Origin of the sequence: Brevundimonas denitrificans (assembly GCF_030160755.1) — a bacterium.
Lineage (GTDB): Bacteria > Pseudomonadota > Alphaproteobacteria > Caulobacterales > Caulobacteraceae > Brevundimonas > Brevundimonas denitrificans.
Map to the genome: position 1 here is coordinate 1 of NZ_BSOY01000053.1, position 23,276 is coordinate 23,276.

The following is a 23,276-nucleotide window of genomic DNA, read 5'->3' on the forward strand; positions in this document are numbered from 1 at the left end:
GGCGGCGGAAGCAGCGGCGGCCTCTATGCCGTGCCGGCCGCCGAGGCGCTGTCCGTGGCCGAGGTCGAAGGCGTGCTGGCGCGGGCCATAGCCGAGGCGCGCGCGCGGTCGCGTCCCGCCGTGATCGCGGTGACGGATCGGGTCGGCAATGTGCTGGCGGTCTACGCCATGACCGGGGCGCCGGCGACGGTCACCCTGCGTCCCGGCGCGACGGTCGATGTCGACCTGCAGGGCGTGGTCGCTCCGGCGGCGGCGGCGGCGATCGCCAAGGCTGTGACCGGGGCCTATCTCTCGTCCGGCGGCAACGCCTTTTCCAGCCGCACAGCCAGTATGATCGTGCAGCAGCACTTCCCGCCCGCGCCCTCGACGGCGGGCCTGGAAAGCGGGCCGCTGTTCGGGGTGCAGTTCAGCCAGCTGCCCTGTTCGGACGTTGCGAGCCGGTTCACGGGCGGCGGCGGACCGTCGGCCCTGATCGGCCCCAAGCGGTCGCCACTGGGCCTCGCGGCCGATCCCGGCGGCTTTCCGCTGTACAAGAACGGGGTGCTGGTCGGCGGTGTCGGGGTAATCGCCGAAAGCGATTATGGATTTGATGTCAACGTTCTGGACGTCGATGCTGACATCGAGGAACATATCGCCTTCGCCGCCGGATCGGGTCTGGCGCCGGCCGTGGACATCGTCGCGGACCGGGTCGCGGTGGACGGAACGACCCTGCGCTACAGCGACGCCACCGCCGCCACCCTGATGAGCACGCCGGCCTCGGCGCCGGCGTTCGGGACCCTGCCGGCGGGGACCGGCGCCTTTACGCCTGTGACCGGCTACTACGCCGGACCGGGCGCGATCGCGGGTCAGGCCTACGGGACCGAGGCCTCGGGCGTGCGCAAGGCGACGGCGGGCGAGTTCAACAACGCCGACGCCTTCATCCTGACCGACGGCTCGGGCGCTCCCCGCTATCCGGTGCAGGCCGGCACGGATGCGGGTTCGGTCGGCGCGCCCCTGACCGCCGCCGAGACGCGCGCGGTTCTGGAAGAAGCCTTCACCATCATGAGCCGGGCCCGGGCCCAAATCCGCCGCCCGCTGGACAGCCGGGCCCAGGTCTCGATCGCGGTGGTGGACAGCCATGGCGTGACCCTGGGGCTGGTCCGCTCGCCCGACGCGCCGTTGTTCGGCATCGACGTGGCCGTGCAGAAGGCCCGCACCGCCAGCTTCCTGTCGAATTCCGCCGCCGCCGCCGACCTGTCCGGCGACCCGTCGGCGGACGTGAACGCCTTTGTGGGCCAGACCCGCACCTTCCTGTCCATGCCGGCGGCCCTGACGGGTCAGACGGCGTTCAGCGTGCGCGGCGTCGGCAATCTGGCGCGGCCCTATTTCCCCGACGGCGAGGTCGGGCCCACCAGCGGTCCGCTGTCGCGGCCGATCGCCCTGTGGAGTCCCTTTTCGACCGGACTTCAGACCGCCCTGGTCCTGACCAACCTCGGGCAGCACCTCGGCTTCGTCAGCGGGCTGGGCCCGGATACGGCGGCGCGTTGCACGTCCTTGCCGGACGCGGCGCCGGGTCGGAACCGGCTGCAGAACGGCCTCCAGATCTTCCCGGGCGGAGTGCCGATCTATCGCGGCACGCAGCTGATCGGCGCCATCGGGGTGTCGGGAGACGGCATCGACCAGGACGACATGATCTCCTTCCTGGGCCTCCAGAACGCCGCCGTCCGGGTCGGCGGCATCAGCCAGGCGCCCGCCGCCATCCGGTCGGACCAGATCGTGGTTGCGCATCCCGGCGGTTCGACCCGGCTGCGCTATGTCAGCTGTCCCTTCGCCCCCTTCCTCGATTCCTCGCAACAGAATGTGTGCAGTGCGCCGTGATGAAGGTGGCATGGCCCGCCCTGATCGTTGTGAGCCTGGGGTGCCTCTCGGCATCCGAAGCCGCCGCGCAAGGTCTGCCGCTGGTCATCCAGCCCGCCGAGCCCCGGCCTTCCCCGGCGGCTGAACCGCCGCCGCAGGTTGATCCGGACGCGCCTGTCCGCCGCCGACCGGGGCGGCTCGAGACCTATCCCGAGGCCGTCATCCAGGCCAATCCCGGCGCAGTGCGCGCGCCGCCGCCCGAGGCCTTTCCCACGGACCATCTGCCGCTCCCCGACCGCTGGCGGGTGATCGAGGCGGTCGGCGTCAATGAGCGCTGGTTTGACCCCTATAACCAGAACACCCTCAAGGGCGACCGGCCGCTGCCGGGCCACGAGAGCCTGTTCGTGGTGGTCGCGGGCGTGTCGGACACGGTGGTCGAGCCCCGGTCCCTGCCGCTGCCGGTCGGGGTCCAGACGACCCAGGATCCGAACAGCCTCGACGTCTTCGGCCGTTCCGACAGCCTGATCCTGTCGCAGACCTTCGTGGCGTCGGTGTCGCTGATCGAGGGATCGACGGCGTTCAAACCGCCGGATTTTGAGGCCCGCCTGACCCTGGCCTTCAACTACAGCGATGTCAGCGTGCCCGAGCGGCGCATCCTGTCGGTGCGGCCGTCGAAGGGTCCCGACCGGCAGGATTCCTTCCTCGGCGTGCAGGAAGCCTTCATCGACTACCATCTGCGCAATGTCTCGGAGCGCTACGACTTCGATTCCGTGCGGGTCGGCATCCAGCCGTTCACCTCGGACTTCCGGGGCTTCCTGTTCCAGGACAGCCAGCTGGGCGTGCGGTTCTTCGGCAACCGTGACAACAACCGCTACCAGTACAACCTGGGCCTCTTCCTGCGTCTGGAGAAGGACACCAATTCGGGCCTGAACGACATCACCCAGTCGATCCGGGACGACCAGATCCTGGTCGCCAACCTGTATCGCCAGGACCTGCCGGTCCCGGGCATGACCTCGCAATGGACGGTGATCTACAACCGCAACCGCGAGCGGGACGACATCCATATCGACGACAACGGCTTCCCGGCACGGCCGGCGCTGCTGGGCGACCTCCGGGGCCGCGACTATGACGTCGCCTATCTGGGCTACAACGCCGACGGCCGGATCGGACGGATCAATCTGACGGCCTCGGCCTATGCGGCGCTCGGCGAGGACCGGAACAGCATGTTCACGGGTCAGCCCGCGGACATCCGCGCCTGGTTCCTGGCCGTCGAGCCGTCGATCGATTTCGACTGGATGCGGTTCCGCGCCTCCGGCCTCTACGCCTCCGGCGATTCCGACCCCTATGACGACGTCGAGGAGGGGTTCGACGCCATCTTCGAGAACCCGCAGTTCGCCGGGGCCGACACCAGCTACTGGATCCGCCAGTCGATTCCCTTCGCCGGCGGCGGTCGGGCGATCGGGGTCAACGGCCGCAACGGCGTGCTGAACTCGCTGCGCTCGTCCAAGGAGGAGGGGCAGTCCAATTTCAACAACCCCGGCACCATTCTGGTCGGGTTCGGGACCGATCTGGACCTGACGCCCCAGTTGCGGGTCAGCGCCAACGCCAACCATCTGTGGTTCGCCGACACGGCGGTGGTTCAGGCCCTGCGTCAGGAAGGTTCGATTCCGAAGGCGCTGGGCATCGACGTGTCGGTCTCGGCCATCTGGCGGCCGATGATGACGCAGAACGTCGTCCTGCGGGCCTCTGCGGCGGTGTTTGAGCCCGGCGACGGGTTCGGCGACCTGTTCCAGGCGACGAATCGTGACGACCGCTTCTATTCCGTTCTATTGAACGCTGTTCTGAGTTTCTGAGGGGCGGATGGGGACCTGGGGGGGCAAACGACGGGTGATCGGGGCGCTGGCCGTCCTGATGCTCGCTGTCGCCGGCTCCCCGGCCGCCGTGGTGGCCGACGACGACGAGGCGCCGGTCGCGCGCGTCTATGTCGCCGCCCCGCCCGCGCCGCTCAACCAGGCTCCCGAACAGGCCGCCGCCAAGAGCGCCGGCTGCGTCAGCTGTCACAGTCCGGTGGACGCCGCGAGCATGCACGCCTCACCGGCCGTGGTGCTGGGCTGCGTCGACTGCCACGGCGGCGACGCCTCGGCGACGGCTCCGACCGGACTAGGACGAGAGACGCAAGAATACAGTACGATACGAGACAGAGCTCACGTCTTGCCTCGCTATCCGGGCAGCTGGCATTTCCCCAGTTCGGCCAATCCGGAGCGGACCTACACCCTGCTGAACCGTGAGGCGCCGGAGTTCATTCGCTTTGTGAATCCCGGCGATTACCGGGTTGCTCGCCAGTCCTGTGGCGCCTGTCACATGGAACTGATTGAAAGAGCAGAGAGATCCCTGATGGCGACCGGGGCGATGTTCTTCGGCGGCGCCTCGTACAACAACGGCATCCTGCCCTACAAGAACTACATTATCGGCGAGGCCTACACGCCCGAAGGCGAGCCGGCGCGGCTGCTTTCGCCCGGCACGCCGCCCGGAACGGTGACCCTGGACGAGGCGCGTCGCGGCGCCCTGCCGGTGCTCTATCCGATCCCGACCTGGCAGGTGGTCCCGCCGGGCGACATCTTCCGGGTGTTCGAGCGCGGCGGGCGCAACATCGCCACCCAGTTCCCCGAAATCGGCCTGCCCAGTCCAACCGGCCAGATCCAGCGGCTGGAGGAGCCGGGCCGTCCGGACTTCCGCCAGTCGTCGCGCGGACCGGGCACCGGCCTGCGCATCGCCGTGCCGGTGCTGAACATCCACAAGACGCGCCTGAACGACCCCTACACCTGGTTCATGGGCACCAACGATCAGCCCGGCGACTACCGCTCCTCGGGCTGCACCTCCTGCCACGTGGTCTACGCCAACGACCGGGAGCCGCGGCACAGCCTGGGCTATTCGCAGTTCGGTCGGGACGGCCAGACGGCGACCGCGGACCCGACCATCAACCGCGAGGAATCGGGCCACCCGATCCGCCACGCCTTCACCCGCGCCATCCCGACGTCCCAGTGCATGAACTGCCACATGCACCAGCCGAACATGTTCCTGAACAGCTACCTCGGCTACACCATGTGGGACTATGAGGCCGACGCGCCGACCATGTGGCCCGAGCGGCAGCGCTATCCGACCGCCGAGGAGATCCGCGCGGTCCTGGACCGCAACCCCGAGGGCGCTGCGCCGCGCGGCAGCTGGGCCGACCTCGACTTCCTGCGCGCGGTCAACGACCTGAACCCGACCCTGCGCGACACCCAGTTCGCCGACTATCACGGCCACGGCTGGAATTTCCGCGGCGTGTTCAAGCGCGATCGCGAGGGCAATCTGCTGGACGCGGAGGGCGGCATCGTCCCGCCCGACGATCCCGAGCGCTGGCGGCGGGAAGGGGAGGGCCAGTTCGTCCCGCCCGGGACCAATCCTGGCCGCACCGTCCACATGATGGATATCCACGCCGAGAAGGGTCTGCAGTGCGCCGACTGCCACTTCTCGCAGGACAGCCACGGCTCGGGCCTGATCATGGGCGAGGTGGCCGCGGCGGTCGAGATCGGCTGCAAGGACTGCCACGGCACCTCGCGCGCGCTGCCGACCCTGCGCACCTCCGGGCCGGCGGCGCCGCCCGAAGGCACCGACCTGACCCTGCTGCGCAATTCCGACGGCCAGCGGCGCTTCGAGTGGATCGAGCGCGACAATCGCCGGGTGCTGATCCAGCGCTCGATCGTCGATCCGACGCTGGAGTGGGAGGTCGACCTGGTGCGCGACGCGGTCGATCGCTCCAGTCCCGAGTTCAACCCGGCGGCGGCGCGGGCCAAGCTGATGTCGGTGTCGCGGCCCGGACAGGCGAGCTTCTCCTGGGGGCCCGGCGTCGCGACCACGGACCTGGCGCACGATGACGAGGAGATGGCCTGCTACAGCTGCCATACCTCCTGGACGCCGTCCTGCGGCGGCTGCCACCTGCCGGTCGAGGCCAACTGGCAGGCCCAGAGCCATCGGGCCGAGGGAGGGACGACCCGCAACTACGCCACCTACAATCCGCAGGTCGCGCGGGACGACATGTTCCAGCTGGGCCGCCACGGGACCGCGCGCGGCGGGGTGATCGCCCCGGCCCGGTCGTCCTCGGCCCTGGTCCTGTCCTCGACCAATATCAATCGCGAGCGGATCTATGTGCAGCAGCCGCCGATCTCGGCGGTGGGCTTCTCCAGCCAGGCCTTCGCGCCGCATTTCCCGCACACGGTCCGCAAGACCGAGACCAAGACCTGCACCGACTGTCACGTGTCCGAGGCCGAGGACAACAACGCCATCATGGCCCAGTTGCTGATGCTGGGGACCAACTCGGTCAATTTCCTCGGCATGAACGCCTGGGTCGGGCTGCAAACCGGCATCGAGGCGGTGCGGGTGACCGAGTGGGACGAGCCCCAGGCGGTGTTCGGCTCCTATCTGCAGCGTTACGCCTATCCGGACTTCTTCGCCCAGCACGTCGAGCGCAACGGGCGCGAGCTGATCAACTGGACCCGCGGCGAGGCCTTTGACATGGAGGCGGCCGGCAGCGGCGATACGCGCTCGGTCGAGGAGATCGCCAACACCCTGCAGGGCACGGGCGGCGAGGCGCGCTGCCTGCAGCTGCGCGGGGAATATATGTTCGTGGCCGAGGGCCGGGGTGGTTTCCGCGTCTATGACGTCGCCGCGATCGGCAACAAGGGGGTGTCGGACCGCATCCTGACCGCGCCCTTCTCGCCGCTGGGCAATGACACCCATGTCGCGTCCGGCAATGCGACCTGTATGGCCTTGCCGACCAACCAGCCGATCGCACCGACCCGCAACACCCCGGAGATGCGGACCGCCAACCAGGAACAGGCCTTCCACCCGATCTACAGCTACGCCGTCGTCACCGACGCGCGCGAGGGGCTGATCCTGGTCAATGTCGACACCCTCGCCGACGGCGATCCGCGCAACAACAACCTGCGCCGCGCCGCCACCTGGAACCCCGGCGGGGTGCTGGACGGGGCGCGGCACATTACGCTTGCAGGCCACATCGCCTATATCGCGGCCCGCGCCGGTCTGGTGGTGGTCGATCTCGACGACCCGCTGCGGCCGCGCCACGTCACGACCGTTCGGCTGGACGACGTCCGGGCCTCGGCCCTGCAGTTCCGCTATCTGTTCGTCACCGACGCACAGGGGATGCGGGTTCTGGATGTGACGAAGCTGGATGATCCGCGCGCCATCGAGGGCGCCGTGGTGCCGCTGGGCGACGCCCGCCGCCTCTATGTCGCGCGGACCTACGCCTATGTCGCGGCCAAGGGCGAGGGGCTGGTCATCATCAATGTGACCAACCCGCGCCAGCCCCGCCTGCAGCAGCGTGTGACCTTCGACGGCCGGCTGAACGACGCCGAGGATGTGGTCGTCGCCTCCACCAACGCCTCCCTGTTCGCCTATGTCGCAGACGGCCGGAACGGGCTGAAGGTGCTGCAGCTGACCAGCCCGGACAGCCAGCGGAATTTCTACGGCTTCTCGCCGGAGCCACGGCCGGAGCTGATCGCCTGGGCGCGGACGCCGGCGCCGGCGCTGGCCCTGTCCAAGGGTCTGGACCGCGATCGGGGGGTGGACGAGACAGGGCACCAGATCGCCATCTTCGGACGGCTCGGATCCCGGCCGTTCAACAGGCGCGAGATGGAGCGGCTGTTCCTCGACTATCGCGGCGAGGTGTACCGGGTCAGCGACCGGCCGTCGCTGGACGGCTGGCTGGCGGCGCCATAGCCCTCGTCGCTAGTGCGGTTCGGCGGTTCCCGCCCGTTCCTGCGCCAGATGCTTCAGGAACCCCTGCATCCTGTGGGTATAGCGGGCGAGGATCTTGCGGCGCTCGACAGCCGCGAAATGGCTGACCAGGCGGCGGCCGTTCCAGCGGTGAATGCCGAACGACGGCGGGGCTTCCACGATCATCGGCCGCTTGTCCGGACGGTCCAGATTCATCGGCTTGAGATCCAGCACCACCTGCGGCGCGGTGGAGGGACAGACGGTCAGGGTCGTGCCGGCCCATGAAGTGACGATGGTGCGGTGGACGTGGCCGCAAAGGGCGCCGACGACCTGGCCGTGGCGCGACACGACGTCGGTGAGCCGCTGGACCCAAGGTTCGGCCGGGCCGATGGTCATCCATTCGATGCCGGTGTCGATGGGCGGGTGGTGCAGGACCAGCAGGGTCGGACGGTGGGGCGCCTCGGCCAGACGGGCCTCCAGCCAGGTCGCCCGCTTCTCGCAGAAGCCCCCGCCGTGGCGGCCTTCCTCAAGGGTGTCCAGCACCACGATCCGCAGCGGATGGTCGTCGACCACATACTGGATGAAGCCGTCCTCCTGCGCTGTCCCGGGGAAGACCTGGCTGAAACCGGCGCGCAGATCATGGTTCCCAAGGCACATCAGGACAGGCAGGGATACCTGCTGAATTTCCTGACGAAACCACTCGTAGGACGCAACGTCGCCCTTGTCGGCGATATCGCCCGTCACCAGGATCAGATCGGGCCTGGGTTCGACCTTCATCACCGCCTCGAGCGTCCGGCGGAACCGCTTCTTGTTGAGCTCGAAGCGGCTCTTCTGGTCGAAGCCGATATGGATGTCGGTGATCTGAACGATCAACATGACGCTGTTCCCCCGTTCAAAGTCATGTCGCCCCTATTTCTCAAGCGCCTGGCTGATCCCGTCCCAGTCGTCGGGTGGCGGGTTCAGGCGGAAGTCCGCGACCCGCGCGGCGTAGAGGTTCGTCACGCCTTCCAGACCCGGCAGCGTATCGGCTCCACGTAGTCTCTCCAGCGCGGCCTCCGCGGCGGTCCAGTCGCGGGACCTGTACGCCTCCAGCAGGGCTGACATCCGCGAACGCGTCTCGATGAAGGCCGTATCGGACGACATCTCCGGCGGGCCCAACAGGGCGGAGATGCGCTCCGGCGCGTCGCGGCCGACGACCCGAATGATGTCCAGTTCGACCAGGGCGAAGTCGGGCAGGCGGGCGGCGAGGTCTTCGCCGACCAGAATGGACACCGCATAGGCCTTGGTCAGGCTCTCCAGCCGCGAGGCCAGGTTCACCGTGTCGCCGATCAGGGAATAGCTGAGGCGCTGGCGCGAACCCATGTTGCCGACGCAGCATGGACCGGTGTTGAGGCCGATGCCGATCGCCACCTGACCCGGCCAGGCCGGATCGCGGGCGTTGTCGGCGTTCAGGCGTTTGAGCGTCTCGAGCATCTCGAGCGCAGCCCGGGCCGCGTTCTGTTCGTGGTCGGGATCGTCCAGCGGCGCGTTCCAGAAGGCCAGGACGGCGTCGCCGATGTATTTGTCGATCGTGGCCTTGCGGGCCAGAAGCACGTCCGTCATCGGCGTCAGCAGGTTGATCAGAAAACCGATCAGCTCCTGCGGCCCGAAGCGTTCGGAGATGCGTGAGAAGCCCCGCACGTCGCTGAACAGCACCGTCATCTGGCGGACCTCGCCGCCGAGCTCCAGCTGGCCGGGATCGCGGGCGATGCGATCGACCAGTTCCGGCGACAGATAGCGGTCGAAGGCGTTGTGGATGTGACTTCGCGCCCGTTCCTCCCGGTAGAAGGAGACGGCGGTGATGGCGATATAGACGGAGACCACGCCCAGCGCCGGGAAGATGGGCTCCAGCAGCAGGCCGCTGTTCCTGAAGGCGAACCAGGACCCCGCCAGCACGCCGCCGAGCGCGAGCATGGCCAGCACGCCGCCGCGCAGGGCGCCCAGGGCGGGGGCGGAGAGCGCGATCAGCAGGCAGAGCGCCACCATCAGTATGCGCTCTGCGCCCGACGCCCAGTCCGGGCGGGTGAGGAATTTGCCGAGGATCATCTGCTCGGCGGCCTGGGCGTGGATGACCACGCCCAATTCGCCGGCCTGGGTGGGGGTTGAGCGGATGTCCCGGAGGCCGATCGCCCCCGTGCCGATGAAGACGATCTGACCCTCGAACAGCCGCCGCATCTCCGCTTCCGGCAGATCGCCCTCAAGGATGCGCCAGGCCGGCACCACGCGATCGGGATGGGGAGCGGTGTAGTGCATCCACAGTTCACCGACGTCGGTGGTCGGAACCTGCAGATCCCCGGTCTTGACGGCGAGCACGGTCGGCGCCGGACTTCCGCCCCCCCATTCGCCGCTGCCGTCGCTGCTGCGAACAAGAATGGCGCCGGCGCCCTGGGCGACCCTGAGCGCTTCCAGCGAGAGCGACGGAACGATGCGGCCGTCGAGGTTTGCGATCAGCGGCACCGCCCGGATGATGTCGTCCCGGCCGGCGTCCAGGCTGACGGAGCCGGCCCCGGACGCGCGATCGCCGATCACCGGCAGGCTGACGATGGCGCCATTGTATTCCCGCAGGACGCCGAGCGGCGGCGTTCCCGAAACGGCGACGCCCGCGTGCTCGGCCGGGCGTGCGGTGTTGGCCTCTTCAGTCAGGAAATAGCCGGTGACGGTGGGGCCGCGCGCCATGGCCTGACCCAGCAATTCGTCATGGTCGGTCATGGCGGCGATTTCGGCATAGTCGCCGCGCGCCTCCGGATTTTGCCGCAGGATCTCGACCGCGCGGGCCGGCGAGGTTCGGTCCGGCTCCGAGAAGACGACGTCGAAGGCGATGGCCGCCGCGCCCGCATTGGTGAGGGCGTCCGTCAGGCGCACAGCGTCCGTGCGCGGCCATGGCCATTGGCCGAGACGTCGGATGCTCTCGTCATCGATATCGACGACCCGGACCCCGGCGTCCTCATAGGGGCGCGGATACGCGCGCTGATAGGTGTCGAAAACCAGATTGCTGATGCTTCCGACGAACGGCGGCTGGAAGATGTGGAGGATCAGCAGCAGCAGGGCCATGGCCAGACCCGGCCCGGCCGTCGCGATATATCGCGTAAGCGACAGGCTGGAGCGCGCCAGGCGCGACCCGATTTCCTTCAGTCGCTCGGTTTCAGGCTCCGCCCCCATGCGTCCGCCTCACTCGAAAAAATCACTGGTCGATTATTTCATGCGCTCCTCGCGGAACGATGTTAGCCTGACCGTTCCGCTGTTCGGGGATAGACTATCCGGGACAATCTGCAAGCGGTTGGGGGATTACATGAAGCGTCCAGCGTTCCGTTCCGCCCCGGCTTTTCGGGCCGGCCTGTTGATTTCCGCTGTCGTCGGACTGTCCGCTGTGACGGTTGAGGCCGCAGCCGCCCAGGACTTTGACGCCGTGCTCGCGGCGCCCGACGATCCGGACCTGAACCTCGATTTCGCGCGGCGCGCGGCTGACGCCGGCGATCTCAACGGAGCGGCCGGCGCGCTCGAGCGGGTGCTGATCGCGGACCCGAACCGCCATGCCGCCCGGCTGTTGTACGCCGTCATCCTGTACCGGCTCGACGACCTTCAGGGCGCGCGCGATCAACTCGATCTGCTTGAGCCGGTGACGCTCACGCCGTTGCAGCGGGCCGAGGCGACGCGATATCGCGCGCGGATCGAACGCAGCCGGTCGACGACCCGGTTCAGCGGCAGTCTTTCGGCCGCCGTGACCTATGAGGAAGACGCCGCCGGCGCGCTGACGACCCAGTTCGATTCCATCGTCCCCCCGCCGGTCAGCGAGGAGGGAAGCGCCGCCGTGGTGGCGGCCCGCTTCACCGCCACCCACGATCTCGGCGGCGCCCCGGGCTATGCCGTCTTCGGCTCTGTGGGCGGCTATGACCGCTCGACATTCGACAACATCGACGGAGACGTGAGGCGTGGCGATATCGAGGCCGGACTGTCCTATACGGGACGTTTGAACTCATGGAATATCAGTGCTGTCGCTCGGACACTTGATCTTCTCGGCGACCCTTACATGCGAGAGGTCGGGGCGAAGGCCCGGGTCAGCTGGCGGACCAGCAATGCGACGACCCTCACCGTATCTGGCGAAGCGGCAAGCCAGACCTTTGACGAGCCCGCCGTGGATGCGGTGGCCCTGATCATCGGCGGCGATCGCGACGGCTGGCGCTATGACGTCAACGTCGGCCTGACCCACCGACTGGATGCGCGCAGCAGCATGGGCGTCTCGGCCGGCTGGCAGGCCAAGGAGGCCGACTATGAGCCTTTCGGTTATTCGGGCCCCGGCGTCCAGGCGCGCTATGACACAGCCACCCGTCGCGGACAGTATCTGGCGATTTCGGGCGGCGTGCAGTGGCTCGAGTATGATGCGCCCGATCCGGTCTTCATCGGGGTCGGCGCGCCGGCGCGCGAGGACGTCCGCAGCTGGGCGCGCGTGGCGGTCGGCGCCCCGATCAGCGCCTTTACGGCGACCGGCGCGACCGGCGACTGGCGGCAGGACGTGGGTGTCGAGGGGGCGCTGACCTACGGCACCCGGGACTCCCTGGCGCCTCTGGCGGACTATGACAGCTGGGGCGCGGAACTGCGCCTGACGTGGCGCTTCGGCGCGGCCAACTAGGAGAGATGGTCATGAACCCGGTTCACACCTTCGTCGCCGCGGCCGCCCTGGCCTGCGCCCTGTCGGCCGCCGCCGTCGCCCAGGCCCAGGAGGCTGTCGGCGTCAACGCCGCCATCCGCAACAGCGTCCGCACCCAGCCGGTCGGGGAAAGCGCGCTTCGGCCCGCGGCCCTGAGGGGACAGGTCCGGACGGGCGATGTCTTCGTCAGCGGCGCGCAGAGCCAGTTGCAGATCCTGCTTCGTGATCAGTCGATCTTCACGGTCGGTTCGAATGCGCGGGTGACCATTGATCGCTTTGTCATCGACACCGACCGCGGCGCCGGCGGCGCCTCGGCCTCGGTGGCGCGCGGCGCGTTCCGCTTCGTGTCCGGTCGCGGCGGCGCCCGGTCCGGGGCCGTGCGCACGCCCGTGTCCTCGATCGGCGTGCGGGGCACTGTGGTGGAGGCGGTGGTCGGCCCCGACGCCCTGTTCGTGCTGGAAGGCCACCCCGGTCTGCCGGCCTTCAGCGGCTCGCCCGACGACGCGACCCTGATCGTCCTGCGCGGGCCCGGTCCGCGCGGCGGGGGCTTCGACACGCCCGGTGCGATCGACGTGACCAGCGGCGGCTCCACCTTCACGCTGGAACGCCCCGGTCTGGCGATGTTCGCCTGGGCGGGCGGCACGTTTGGACCATTCGAATTGTCCGACGAGGCGTCGGCCAGACTGAGCGCCCTGCTCAGGGCGGCGCCGACGTCGAATACGGATTCAAGTCCCGGGGATGTCCTGTCGGCGGGCCTCGAGTCCGGCGACGCGGCCACCTTCGGCGCTCGCGGTCCTGATGGCCCCGATGCGATCGAGCCGTCCGTCGGATGCGAGTCGAGAGGACCGAACCAAAGCCCCAACAGCCCCGGCGGCGGCTGCAACAACGCACCGCCGAATCCCGTTCCCTGACCTGACAGAGAGGAGCGGCCATGGCCGTCTCGGACCACGTCGACCTGCCCCGGTTCATCGAGGGGGTGAAGAAGCGGAATCCCGGTCAGGATGAGTTCGTCCAGGCCGTCCAGGAGGTGGCCGAGGACATCTTCGACTTCATCAAGGACAAGGAAGAGTACCACCACTACCAGATCCTGCGCCGGATCGCGGAGCCGGACCGGGTGATCAGCTTCCGCGTCTGCTGGGAGGACGACAGGGGCAATATCCGCGTCCAGCGCGGCTGGCGGGTGCAGAACAACAACGCCATCGGACCCTACAAGGGCGGCATCCGCTTCCATCCGAGCGTGACCGAGAGCGTGCTGAAATTCCTGGCCTTCGAGCAGACGTTCAAGAACAGTCTGACCGGTCTGCCGATGGGCGGCGGCAAGGGCGGATCGAACTTCAATCCCAAGGGCAAGTCGGATCACGAGGTGATGCGGTTCTGCCAGTCGTTCATGACCGAGCTGTACCGGCACGTCGGCGCGGACATCGACGTCCCGGCCGGCGACATCGGCGTCGGGGGCCGCGAGATCGGCTATATGTTCGGCCAGTACAAGCGGATCACCAACCAGTTCACCGGCGTTCTGACCGGCAAGGGCCTGTCCTACGGCGGCAGCCTGATCCGCACCGAGGCGACCGGCTACGGGGCCGTGTACTTCCTGAAGGAGATGCTGGGCCATATCGGCCAGGAAGTGGCCGGCAAGACGGCCGTGATTTCCGGCTCCGGCAATGTCGCCACCCATGCCGCCGAGAAGATCGTGCAACTGGGCGGCAAGGTCCTGACCCTGTCGGACTCACAGGGCTTCATCCACGATCCCGACGGCATCGACCAGGCCAAGATCGACTGGGTCAAGGTCCACAAGACCCGGCGCCGCGGCCGGATTTCAGACTATGTCACCGAGTTCCGCAGCGCGACCTATCACGAGGGTCAGCGGCCGTGGGCGGTGCCCTGCGATGTCGTCCTGCCCTGCGCGACCCAGAATGAGCTGAACGGGGCGGACGCCCGGACGCTGGTGGCCAACGGCTGTATGGCGGTGTCCGAGGGCGCGAACATGCCGACCGATCTGGAGGGGGTGCACGTCTTCAAGGCCGCCGGCATTCTCTATGCGCCGGGCAAGGCCGCCAATGCGGGCGGCGTGGCGGTGTCCGGTCTGGAGATGAGCCAGAACTCGGGCCGCATCGCCTGGAAGGAGGCCGAGCTGCAGCAGCATCTGGTCGACATCATGCGCGGCATTCACCAGCGTTGCGTCGAATACGGCGGCGTCGCCGGGACCCAGCGCATCGACTACGTGCGCGGCGCCAATATCGCGGGCTTCAAGAAGGTCGCCGAGGCGATGCTGGCTTACGGCGTGGTCTGAACCGCCGCCGCCGGGCGAGGCCGGGCGCTGAAATTCGGACGTGGCGGGCGCGGTGTCGGATGGGACGGCGCATGGAAGCTGTGGCAGGTCTCGCAGTCCGCCGGGGCCGGCGTCTCCGAACGCGCCGTGGTCTGGCCGTGGCACTCCACGCATTCGCTGACCGACGGCAGCAGCAGATCGGTGGCTGAACCCGAGGTCGCGGCGGCATGGCACTGGGCGCAGGACGGCTGGCCGAGCCGGTCGACCCGATGTTCCCGGACGCTGTGATCGAAGGCGCCGCGGCTGAGGAAGTCGCCGGGCAGACGCACCGGTGTGAAGCGGAGGATCGGCGTCCGGAAAATGGTGTGGCAGTCGAAACAGGCCCCGCGCGGCCCGAAGGCGCCGCCCACGGTGTTCACCGCGCTGGCCCCCGCGGGCGAGACGCCGACGCCAGGTCCGCCTTCGCCGATCTCGCCCGGACGCCGCCGCGTGGTTCCGCCGCCGGCGACGGGGCCGCGCCCTTGCCACGCCATCAATGCGGCGACCACCTGGCCCGGCTCGCCGTGCGGCAGCTGGCGCACGCCGCCCGGCGTGGCGAACGACAGGGAGTGGCAGCTGGCGCAGTCCCGCTCCATCTGGACCGGCGCGAAGCCCTTCTGGTCGGCGTCCGGGCGGTGGCAGTTGTTGCAGGTCAGGGCGGCGCCATAGCCGCGCCCGCCCAGCGTCTGGGCCATGCGAGCCGGCCCGCCCCCGGGCGACAGGTGCAGATCATGCGGGAAGGTCAGGCCGGAGGCCTCGCGCGGGCGGCTGTCCAGCGACACCCGGGTCAGACCGGCGGGACCGGGCAGGGCAGGGCGGAAATTCGGATGCCGGGCCCAGGACGGCGCATCGGCCAGGTCGGTGTCCTTCAGCCGGTGCGTCAGCCCCGTGTGGCACTGGATGCAGGTCTGGGTCGGGGTCAGGGTCGGGATCGGCTCGGGCGGGCGGCCGGCGACCGGATTGGCGACGTGCTCGACGTGGCAGCTGGCGCAGCGCTGTTCCGGAAGGTTGAAGGCCCGCCGGAACCAGGCCGTGGCCTGTCCGGTGAAGCCGGCCGGCGGCGGGGTCCCCCAGAGGATCCGGCCGCGCGGGGCGTGATCCCTGACGAAGGACAGCGTGTCCGGCGAACCGGCGCGTCGGACGGACGTCGCCGCAGCGGCCATGGCGGCGGGGGTCTGGTCGCCGGCGTGGCAGGTCTTGCACGATGCGTCGGTCACCGCGACGAAGGCCTCCTGGTGACAGGACTGGCAGTCGTCCTCGAGGAAGGCATGGGCCGAAGACAGCGGGCCGGTCGACCACTGCTGGTCCGGGTCGATCCGGGCGTTGAGGTGGCCATGGAAGGCCGCCAGCGGCCAGATCAGGCAGAGGGCGACGATGCCCAGACCCAGGGTCCAGGCGATGCGCCTGCGGCCGAAGATGCGCGCCTTGGGGATGACGCCGCCGGCCGGAACGCCGGATGACGAGTCGCCCTCGGCCGGTTCGGCGGCGGCGAGGTTGATCAGGATGCGGCCGCCGTCGCCATGCGACAGGGTCAGGATGTGGTCGCCGAAGGTCAGGCGCGGCGCGCGCCCCACGTCGATGTCGGCCTGGGTGACGAACCGGCCGTCGACGCCGAACGGCTCGCGCCCGGCGGAGACCACGCTGACCCGCCCGGGACCGGTCGTCGCCAGGGTGGCGTGATGCAGGCTCACCGCCAGATCGGGCAGACGGATTTCGCAGTCGGCGCCGCGGCCGATCCGCGCCGTATCCGTCGGCAGGACCTTTTCCCGGACGATCTCGGCTCCGCTGACGCGGCGCGTGACCTGGCGAAGAACAAGGGTCATCGGGCCATCACCAGTAGATGAAGACGCTGAAGACATGGGCGGTGATCGCGGCGATGAGCGCGATGGTGGCCGGGACGTGCACGGCCAGCCAGACGCTCAGCCAGGCGCGGATCTGCAGGTGGCGGCGCACCTGGGCCAGGGCGACGGCCTTGCGCTGCAGCAGCTCCTCCATCCGGTCCAGCATCTGCAGTTCGACGTCTGTCGCCTGACGCCGCAGGCCGCGCAGGCGCGACAGGGCCCGTTGGTTGCCGCAGCCGCCGCGGCCGCCCGAAAGCCGTCGCCACAGGCCGCCGCCGACCCGGCTGCCGTCGAGGGACATCTGCACCACCCGCGCCTGGACCTCCGACAGCGGCTGGGCGGCTTCGTTGATCTGGCGGTCCAGCGCCTTGAGGGTTTCCAGCATCTGCTTCTGGGTCGTCTCTCCGCGGTTGCGGCTGAGGTAGCGGGGGAGGAGGGCGTAGACGGTGATGCCGAACAGGCCGGAGACCACGACCAGCACCATCAGCGCATAGGCCAGGGTGTGGATGTTCCAGCCGAACTGGAATCCCGAATGCAGGGTGGCGACGACCATGACGGCCAGCCCCAGATAGACATGGGCCGAGACCCAGGCCTTCAGCGACCAGTTTCCCGAGGTGATGGCGCGCTTTCGCAGGCCCAGCAGCGTCAGCCAGAGCACCAGCAGCGCCGCGATCGTCCCCGCCGCATAGCCATAGACGCTGCCGCCGTTCGGTCGGGGCTCGGCGTCCATCAGCAGATAACCCGCGATGGCGATCACGCAGAGGGCGCCCGCCCGCCAGGCCCAGCGGAAATTCCGGTAGCCCAGGAAGCCGTCGTGCTGGCCGGGGTTGGAGCGTTCGCCTGTTTTCGCGGTCTTCGCCAAGGGTCTATTCGCCCCTGTTCATGCGTTTGACGGTGAGGAACTCTTCGGGCGAGACCCGGATCGCCGCGCCGGTCGGACAGGCTCGCACGCAGGCCGGCCCTCCCGCCTTGCCGATGCACATGTCGCATTTGATGGCGACCTTGGGCGGCTCCGCGCCCTTGGGCTTGTGTTTGGCCCGCCACGCCTTGTCGGGTTCGCCCGGACCCGGCCCGACCCCGAACAGCAGCCAGGAGATCAGGTCGGGCTTCTTCGGCGGCCGTGAGTCCATGCGGATCACGTCATAGGGGCAGTTCCGCTGGCAATTGCCGCAGCCGATGCAGGTCTCGTCGATGAAGACCTCGCCGTCGGGCCCGCGATGGATCGCATTGGGCGGGCAGTCGGTCATGCAATACGGATGTTCGCAGTGCCGGCACGAGGTGGGGACGTGCAGGTGAGCGTAGGTCCGGCCCGCCTCGCGGTCCAGCCGCGACAGGCCGTCGTGGACGTCGGCGCAGGCCTTCTCGCAGTTGTCGCAGCCGATGCAGAGCGTCTCGTCGATCAGCAGGACGTCCGTCGCCTCGCCGATGCCCTGTTCGACCAGGAAGTCGGCCACGGCGCTGTACATATCGACGACGTCGCCGAACTTGCCCTTCTGTTCCTCGATATAGCCGTTGACCTTGCGGCGGTCGGCCATGTCGGCGCGAAGCTTTTCTTCCAGCTCGGGCTTGCGCCTGAGCAGGGCGCGGAAGCGGTCCCCGTCGAGCCTGACCACCTCGGAGCGGATGGCGGCCTGGACCGTGGCGCTGCGCCGCCCGCCGTCGATCAGCGCCATCTCCCCGACGTAGGAGCCGGCCGGCAGATAGGACAGGAAGACCGGCTTGCCGCCGATCTGCTTCTCCACGACCATACTGCCCGAACGGACCACGAAGATGTCGTAGCCGTCCTCGCCCTCGCGGATGATGGCCTCGCCGGTCTTCACCTGACGGATCTCCGCCGTTTCCAGCACATCGGTCAGATCGTCGGGCGTCAGGCCCGAGCCGAACATCTGCAGCAACTGGCGCTCGGTGGTGATGCGGTTGACCGTGTCGCGCGCCTCCTTGACCGAGGCCATCAGGCGCAGGGCGGCCATGCGCGGAATTTCCAGCAGGATGCTGGGCTCGGCGGCCCGCACGGTCGCGCCGCGCGGGCGACCCGAGATCAGACCCACTTCGCCGACGATCGATCCCCTCGGGATCGTCACGGTCATCCGCTTCCTGCCGCCGCCGACCTCGACCTCGACCGATCCGGACGCGATGCCGAACACCGACGAGCCGACCGAATTGCGCTTGAAGATGACGTCCCCGGATTGATAGGCGCGGACGTCGGAATCCAGCAGAAATTCGCGCATCTGCAGGGGCGACAAACCGCGCAGGATTTCGATCTCCTGGCGCAGGAACTCCAGCCACTGTGCGACGGACCGGTTGCCGGGCAGTCCCTTGAGCCGAGCCTCCAGAATGGGTTCGTCGGCAGGCTTCAGATCGACGGCGCCGCCGATGTATTCGACGACGTCATAGCCCTGGTTGATGCAGTGTTTGATCAGCGGATAGCCGGCCAGCGCCCCGATGACATAGATGCCGGGCACAGTGCTTTCGAAGGTCGGCGAAAGCTTGGGGAAGGCCTCGCGGGCGGCGCTGGTGAACTCCAGCCCGATGGATTCCACAAATTTCCGCGGCGGGGCCGAGCCGAGGCGGGCGATGACCCGATCGCACCGGAACCGGGTCGCGCCCTCGGGCGTGTCGACGGTGATCCAGCCCGGCTCGATCAGGGTGGTTTCGGCCGTGGTCAGCAGGGTGATGTGGCCGGCTTCCTGCGCCGCCAGCAGTGCCTTGGCGTTGGCTTCCTTGGCCCGGGCGAAGTCGGCGCCGCGGTTGACGAGGGTCACCGTATTGCCCTGGGCTCGGTCGGCGATCAGGCCGAGGGCGTTCTCGATGCCGGCGTCGCCGCCGCCGACGACGCAGATGTGTTCGTCGACATATTCGGCGGGGTCGTCGAGCTGGTACTGGACGTGGGACAGCCCGCCGCCCTCGCAGGACATCAGGTTGGGATTGCCCTGGGTGCCGATGGCCAGGACGATCGTTTCGGCGCGGACCACGGACCCGTCGGACAGGGCGATGCTGAAATCGCCCTTGGCGCCGGTGATGGATTTGACCTCGGCGTGGTAGCGCACATTGACCTTGTGCTTCGCCGCCTCGCTCGACCAGGTGTCGAGAATGGTCTCGCGCTTGCCGGGCTCGAAACTGACGTCGGCGCGCACGACCAGCTGGCTAGGCGTGGCCATGATGTGCTTGCCGCGCTGGTAGCGGAAGATGGTGTCCGACAGGTGGTCCGACTTCTCGAGCAGGATATGGCTTACGCCGCGGGCAGCCGCGTGCGCGGCCGCGCTCAGGCCGGCGGGCCCCGAGCCCAAGATGGCGATCCGATGGACCCCCTCCACCACGTCCCCCCGTGTCGCGCCTGGGCCGCAAACAGCATGCACTGCCGTTCCGACCCGCCCCCCGCGCTGCTTTACCATAGGAGCGCTGCTCGCTACAGTACAGGTCGGGTGGCGGAGCATGTTGAATGAGCGCGGAAATCGGCCAGCTGGCGCTGATCCTCGCCTTCATGCTGGGACTGATACAGGGGGCAGCTCCGCTGCTGGGCGCCCACCGCGGCGATAGCGTACTGATGTCTCTCGGGCGGGCCTCGGCCCTGCTGCAGATGGCCTTCGTCGTTCTCGCCTTCGGCGCCCTGGCCACGGCCTATGTGACGATGGATTTCTCCGTCGAACTGGTGGCCAGACACAGTCACAGCACCCAGCCGTTGCCCTACCGGTTCGCCGCCACCTGGGGCAGTCATGAAGGCTCCATGCTGTTGTGGGTGTTGATCCTCGCCCTGCACGGCGGCGCCATCGCCTTCTTCGGCCGGACGCTTCGCGAGACCCTTCAGGCCCGGGTGCTGGCGGTGCAGGGGATGCTCAGCGCCGCCTTCCTCGGCTTCTGCCTGTTCACCTCCAATCCGTTCTCGCGGCTGAGCCCCATCCCGCTTGACGGGACCGAGCTCAATCCCCTGCTGCAGGATCCCGGTCTGGTGATGCATCCGCCGCTGCTCTACCTCGGCTATGTCGGCTTTTCGGTCGCCTTCTCCTTCGCCGTCGCGGCTCTGATCGAGGGACGGGTGGACGCGGCCTGGGCGCGCTGGGTGCGGCCCTGGGTGCTGTCGGCCTGGATATCGCTGACGGTCGGCATCGCTCTCGGCAGCTGGTGGGCCTACTATGAGCTGGGCTGGGGCGGCTGGTGGTTCTGGGACCCGGTCGAGAACGCCTCGCTTATGCCGTGGCTGATGGGCACGGCGCTGCTGCATTCGGCCCTGGTGCTGGAGAAGCGGGGCGCCCTGATCAGCTGGACCATCCTGCTGGCCATCCTCACCTTCTCGCTCAGCATGATCGGCACCTTCCTGGTCCGTTCCGGCGTCCTGACCAGCGTGCACGCCTTTGCCGTCGATCCCGAGCGGGGAGCCTATATTCTGGTCTTCATCCTGATCGCCACCGGCTCGGCGCTCGGCCTCTACGCCTGGCGGGCGCCGGCGATGCGGACGGGGGCGTTGTTCTCGCCGCTGTCGCGAGAGGCGGGGATCACGCTGAACAATCTGTTCCTGCTCGCGGCCACCGCCACGGTGTTCCTCGGCACCTTCTATCCGGTGTTCATCGACGTGCTGAGCGGCGACAAGATTTCGGTGGGCCCGCCGTACTACGCCCTGACGTTCGCGCCCCTGTTCGTGCCGCTGCTGGCGCTGGTCGCCTTCGGGCCGATGCTGAACTGGAAACGCGACACGGTCCGCGCCGTGCTGACGCGGCTGCGCTGGCCGATCATCGTCACGGCGGTGGCGGCAGTCATCGGGGTTGTGGTGTTCGGGATCGCTGACGTCGGGGCCGCGCTCGGAATCGCGCTGGGCGTCTGGCTGATCGCGGCGGCCTTCATGCTGCTGGCCCGGCGTTGGGGCATCGGCCGCAAGGGCGCTGAAACCGGGCGGCTGATCCGGACCACGCCGCTGGCCTTCTGGGCGGTGGCGGTCGCGCACGCCGGGCTGGGCGTCACCACCATCGGCGTCACGGCGATCACCGCCTGGACGGACAGCGAGGTCGTGACCATGGTCCCGGGCCAGACCGTCGAATTCGCGGGGCGGCGCATCACGCTGGACGCGCTCGGCCCGGCGACGGGCCCGAACTATCGGGCGGATCAGGCGCGCTTCCGTGTCGAGGGCCGGGGTCAGCCCTTCCTCATGCTGTCCGAGAAGCGGTTCTACCCCTCCAGCCAGACCCAGACGACCGAGGCCGGCATCCGCGGCGAGGCGATGGGCAATCTCTATATTTCCGTCGGCGAGAGCGCGACGCTCGGCGCGGCGACGGTCCGGCTGTGGTGGCATCCGCTGGTCGGCTGGATCTGGGGCGGGGCCCTGATCATGGCGCTGGGCGGCGTGCTGTCGCTGTCGGACCGGCGGACGCGGCTGGCCATGCCCGCCCGCAAGGCGGCGCAGGCCAGGGCGGCGGAGGCGGCGGCGTGAGGCGGCTGGCCTTCATCATTCCGGTCGTGCTGTTCCTGATGGTCGCCGCGGCCCTCGGCCTGGGCCTGCGCCGCGATCCCAGCATCCTGCCGTCCATGCTGATCGACCGGCCGATCCCGACCTTCGACCTTCCGGGTCTGACGCCCGAGGACACCGTGGGGCTGGCGTCGTCGGACTTCACCGGCAAGCCGGTGCTGCTCAACGTCTTCGCCTCCTGGTGCGTGGCCTGCGTGATCGAGCATCCGATGCTGCTGCGCTTGCAGGCCCAGGGCGTGACCATCCATGGCCTCGACTGGAAGGACGAGCCCGCCGCCGGGGCCGAGTGGCTGGCGCAGAGGGGCAATCCCTACACCCTGATCGGATCGGACCCGCGCGGCCGCACGGGCATCGATTTCGGCGTCACGGGCGCGCCCGAGACCTTCGTCATCGACGGTCATGGTCGGGTTCGCTACCGCCACGTGGGTCCGATCACGCCGGAGGTCTGGACGGAAATCCTTCAGCCCATGATGGACAGGCTGGAGACCGAGACATGAGACGCTTCGTCCTTGGACTGTTCTGCGCCCTGCTGATCGCCGGACCGGTCGCGGCGGTCCTGCCGGAAGAGCAGCTGGCCGATCCCGTGCTCGAGGCCCGGGCGCGGGCGATCAGCCAGGAGCTGCGTTGCGTCGTCTGCCAGAACCAGTCGATCGACGACTCCGACGCTCCGCTCGCCGCCGACCTCCGGGCCATCGTGCGTGAGCGACTGTCGGCCGGAGACACGGACGAGGAGGTGATGGCCCATATCGTCGCCCGCTACGGCAATTTCGTCCTGCTCAAACCGCCTCTGGACCTGCAGACCATCCTGCTGTGGAGCGCGCCGCTGCTGGTGCTGATCCCCGGAGGCCTCGGCCTGGCGCTTTATCTGCGCCGTCGCAGCCGGGCCGGCGCGGCTGATCCCACCCCCCTCTCGGCCGAGGAGCGACGTGCGCTCGCCGCCATCCTGAAAACCGGTGACGCGCCATGATCCTCTGGATTGTCCTGACCGTGATGATCGCCCTGGCCGTGGTCGGGCTGGCCATACCGTTGATCCGGCCCGGGGGCGTGCTGGACCGGCGCACCACCTCCGCCGAGGTGCTGAAGGCGCAACTGGCCGATCTGGACCGGCAGGCCGAGGCCGGAACGGCGCCGGCGGAGGACATCGCGGCCCTGCGTCTTGAGGTCGAACGCCGGGCGCTCGCCGAAGGCGTGGAGACGACGCCGACGGGCCGGCCGCTGGGCGAAAAGGCCTTGATCCGGCTGGCGCTGGGGCTCGCGGCCGTCGTCGCCTTGGGCGGCGCGGGCCTGTACGCCCTGCTTGGGAGACCCGATCTTCCGGGCGCCGGACCGCGCGGCACGGACACGGCCGCAGCGCCCGCCGACGCGGCGCACGACGGC

General features: G+C 68.9%; 15 protein-coding genes. 10 read left to right on the forward strand and 5 right to left on the reverse strand.

The genetic code is table 11. From position 1 onward, the window contains the following. The 3 genes from QQJ79_RS11165 to QQJ79_RS11175 all read left to right on the forward strand — a co-directional run. A partial coding sequence (locus QQJ79_RS11165) for a heme-binding protein (protein ID WP_284223011.1) occupies positions 1-1,857 on the forward strand: 1,857 nt, incomplete at its 5' end. Further along, on the forward strand, positions 1,842-3,689 hold the full coding sequence (locus tag QQJ79_RS11170; RefSeq protein WP_284223012.1) for a hypothetical protein: 1,848 nt from the start codon (positions 1,842-1,844) through the stop codon (positions 3,687-3,689). The genes QQJ79_RS11165 and QQJ79_RS11170, both read left to right, overlap by 16 nt. Before the next feature lie 7 nt (positions 3,690-3,696). Then, entirely contained in the window at positions 3,697-7,614 is a 3,918-nt protein-coding gene (locus QQJ79_RS11175; RefSeq protein WP_284223013.1) for a hypothetical protein, read from the forward strand. Between the two features lie 9 nt (positions 7,615-7,623). Here QQJ79_RS11175 and QQJ79_RS11180 read toward each other — a convergent pair whose 3' ends face one another. Then, positions 7,624-8,487 (reverse strand): phosphodiesterase, encoded by an 864-nt coding sequence (locus QQJ79_RS11180; RefSeq protein WP_284223014.1) that lies wholly within the window; start codon positions 8,485-8,487, stop codon positions 7,624-7,626. Positions 8,488-8,520: 33 nt separating this feature from the next. After that, entirely contained in the window at positions 8,521-10,809 is a 2,289-nt protein-coding gene (locus tag QQJ79_RS11185; RefSeq protein ID WP_284223015.1) for a CHASE2 domain-containing protein, read from the reverse strand. Positions 10,810-10,987: 178 nt separating this feature from the next. On the opposite strand from QQJ79_RS11185, the gene QQJ79_RS11190 reads away from it, so the two are divergent. From QQJ79_RS11190 to gdhA, 3 genes are read left to right on the forward strand one after another with little or no spacing between them, the layout of a single operon-like run. Continuing rightward, the gene (locus tag QQJ79_RS11190; RefSeq protein WP_284223016.1) at positions 10,988-12,277 is read left to right on the forward strand and encodes a tetratricopeptide repeat protein; all 1,290 of its coding nucleotides are present in this window, start codon (positions 10,988-10,990) and stop codon (positions 12,275-12,277) included. 11 nt (positions 12,278-12,288) lie between these two features. After that, positions 12,289-13,206 carry a FecR family protein gene (locus tag QQJ79_RS11195; protein WP_284223017.1) on the forward strand — a complete coding sequence of 306 codons (918 nt, stop codon included), beginning with the start codon at positions 12,289-12,291 and terminating at the stop codon, positions 13,204-13,206. A gap of 20 nt (positions 13,207-13,226) precedes the next feature. Beyond that, positions 13,227-14,585 (forward strand): NADP-specific glutamate dehydrogenase, encoded by a 1,359-nt coding sequence (gene gdhA / locus QQJ79_RS11200; protein ID WP_284223018.1) that lies wholly within the window; start codon positions 13,227-13,229, stop codon positions 14,583-14,585. Here the strand turns inward: gdhA and QQJ79_RS11205 are convergent. From QQJ79_RS11205 to QQJ79_RS11215, 3 genes are read right to left on the reverse strand one after another with little or no spacing between them, the layout of a single operon-like run. Next, positions 14,570-16,426 (reverse strand): FHA domain-containing protein, encoded by a 1,857-nt coding sequence (locus QQJ79_RS11205; RefSeq protein WP_284223019.1) that lies wholly within the window; start codon positions 16,424-16,426, stop codon positions 14,570-14,572. The genes gdhA and QQJ79_RS11205 overlap by 16 nt on opposite strands. A gap of 7 nt (positions 16,427-16,433) precedes the next feature. After that, positions 16,434-17,306, reverse strand: coding sequence for a hypothetical protein (locus tag QQJ79_RS11210; protein WP_284223020.1), 873 nt, complete (start codon positions 17,304-17,306; stop codon positions 16,434-16,436). Positions 17,307-17,310: 4 nt separating this feature from the next. Further along, positions 17,311-19,731: a cyclic nucleotide-binding domain-containing protein gene (locus QQJ79_RS11215; protein ID WP_284223021.1), complete on the reverse strand. Its 2,421-nt coding sequence runs from the start codon at positions 19,729-19,731 to the stop codon at positions 17,311-17,313. 152 nt (positions 19,732-19,883) lie between these two features. Between QQJ79_RS11215 and QQJ79_RS11220 the strand changes: the two genes are divergently transcribed. The 4 genes from QQJ79_RS11220 to ccmI all read left to right on the forward strand — a co-directional run. Then, positions 19,884-21,863 carry a heme lyase CcmF/NrfE family subunit gene (locus QQJ79_RS11220; protein ID WP_284223022.1) on the forward strand — a complete coding sequence of 660 codons (1,980 nt, stop codon included), beginning with the start codon at positions 19,884-19,886 and terminating at the stop codon, positions 21,861-21,863. Then, entirely contained in the window at positions 21,860-22,396 is a 537-nt protein-coding gene (locus QQJ79_RS11225; protein ID WP_284223023.1) for a DsbE family thiol:disulfide interchange protein, read from the forward strand. Before QQJ79_RS11220 ends, QQJ79_RS11225 begins: the two co-directional genes overlap by 4 nt. Then, entirely contained in the window at positions 22,393-22,866 is a 474-nt protein-coding gene (locus QQJ79_RS11230) for a cytochrome c-type biogenesis protein (protein WP_284223024.1), read from the forward strand. Before QQJ79_RS11225 ends, QQJ79_RS11230 begins: the two co-directional genes overlap by 4 nt. After that, the coding region (ccmI, locus tag QQJ79_RS11235; protein WP_284223025.1) for a c-type cytochrome biogenesis protein CcmI at positions 22,863-23,276 on the forward strand (414 nt) is incomplete at its 3' end. The genes QQJ79_RS11230 and ccmI, both read left to right, overlap by 4 nt.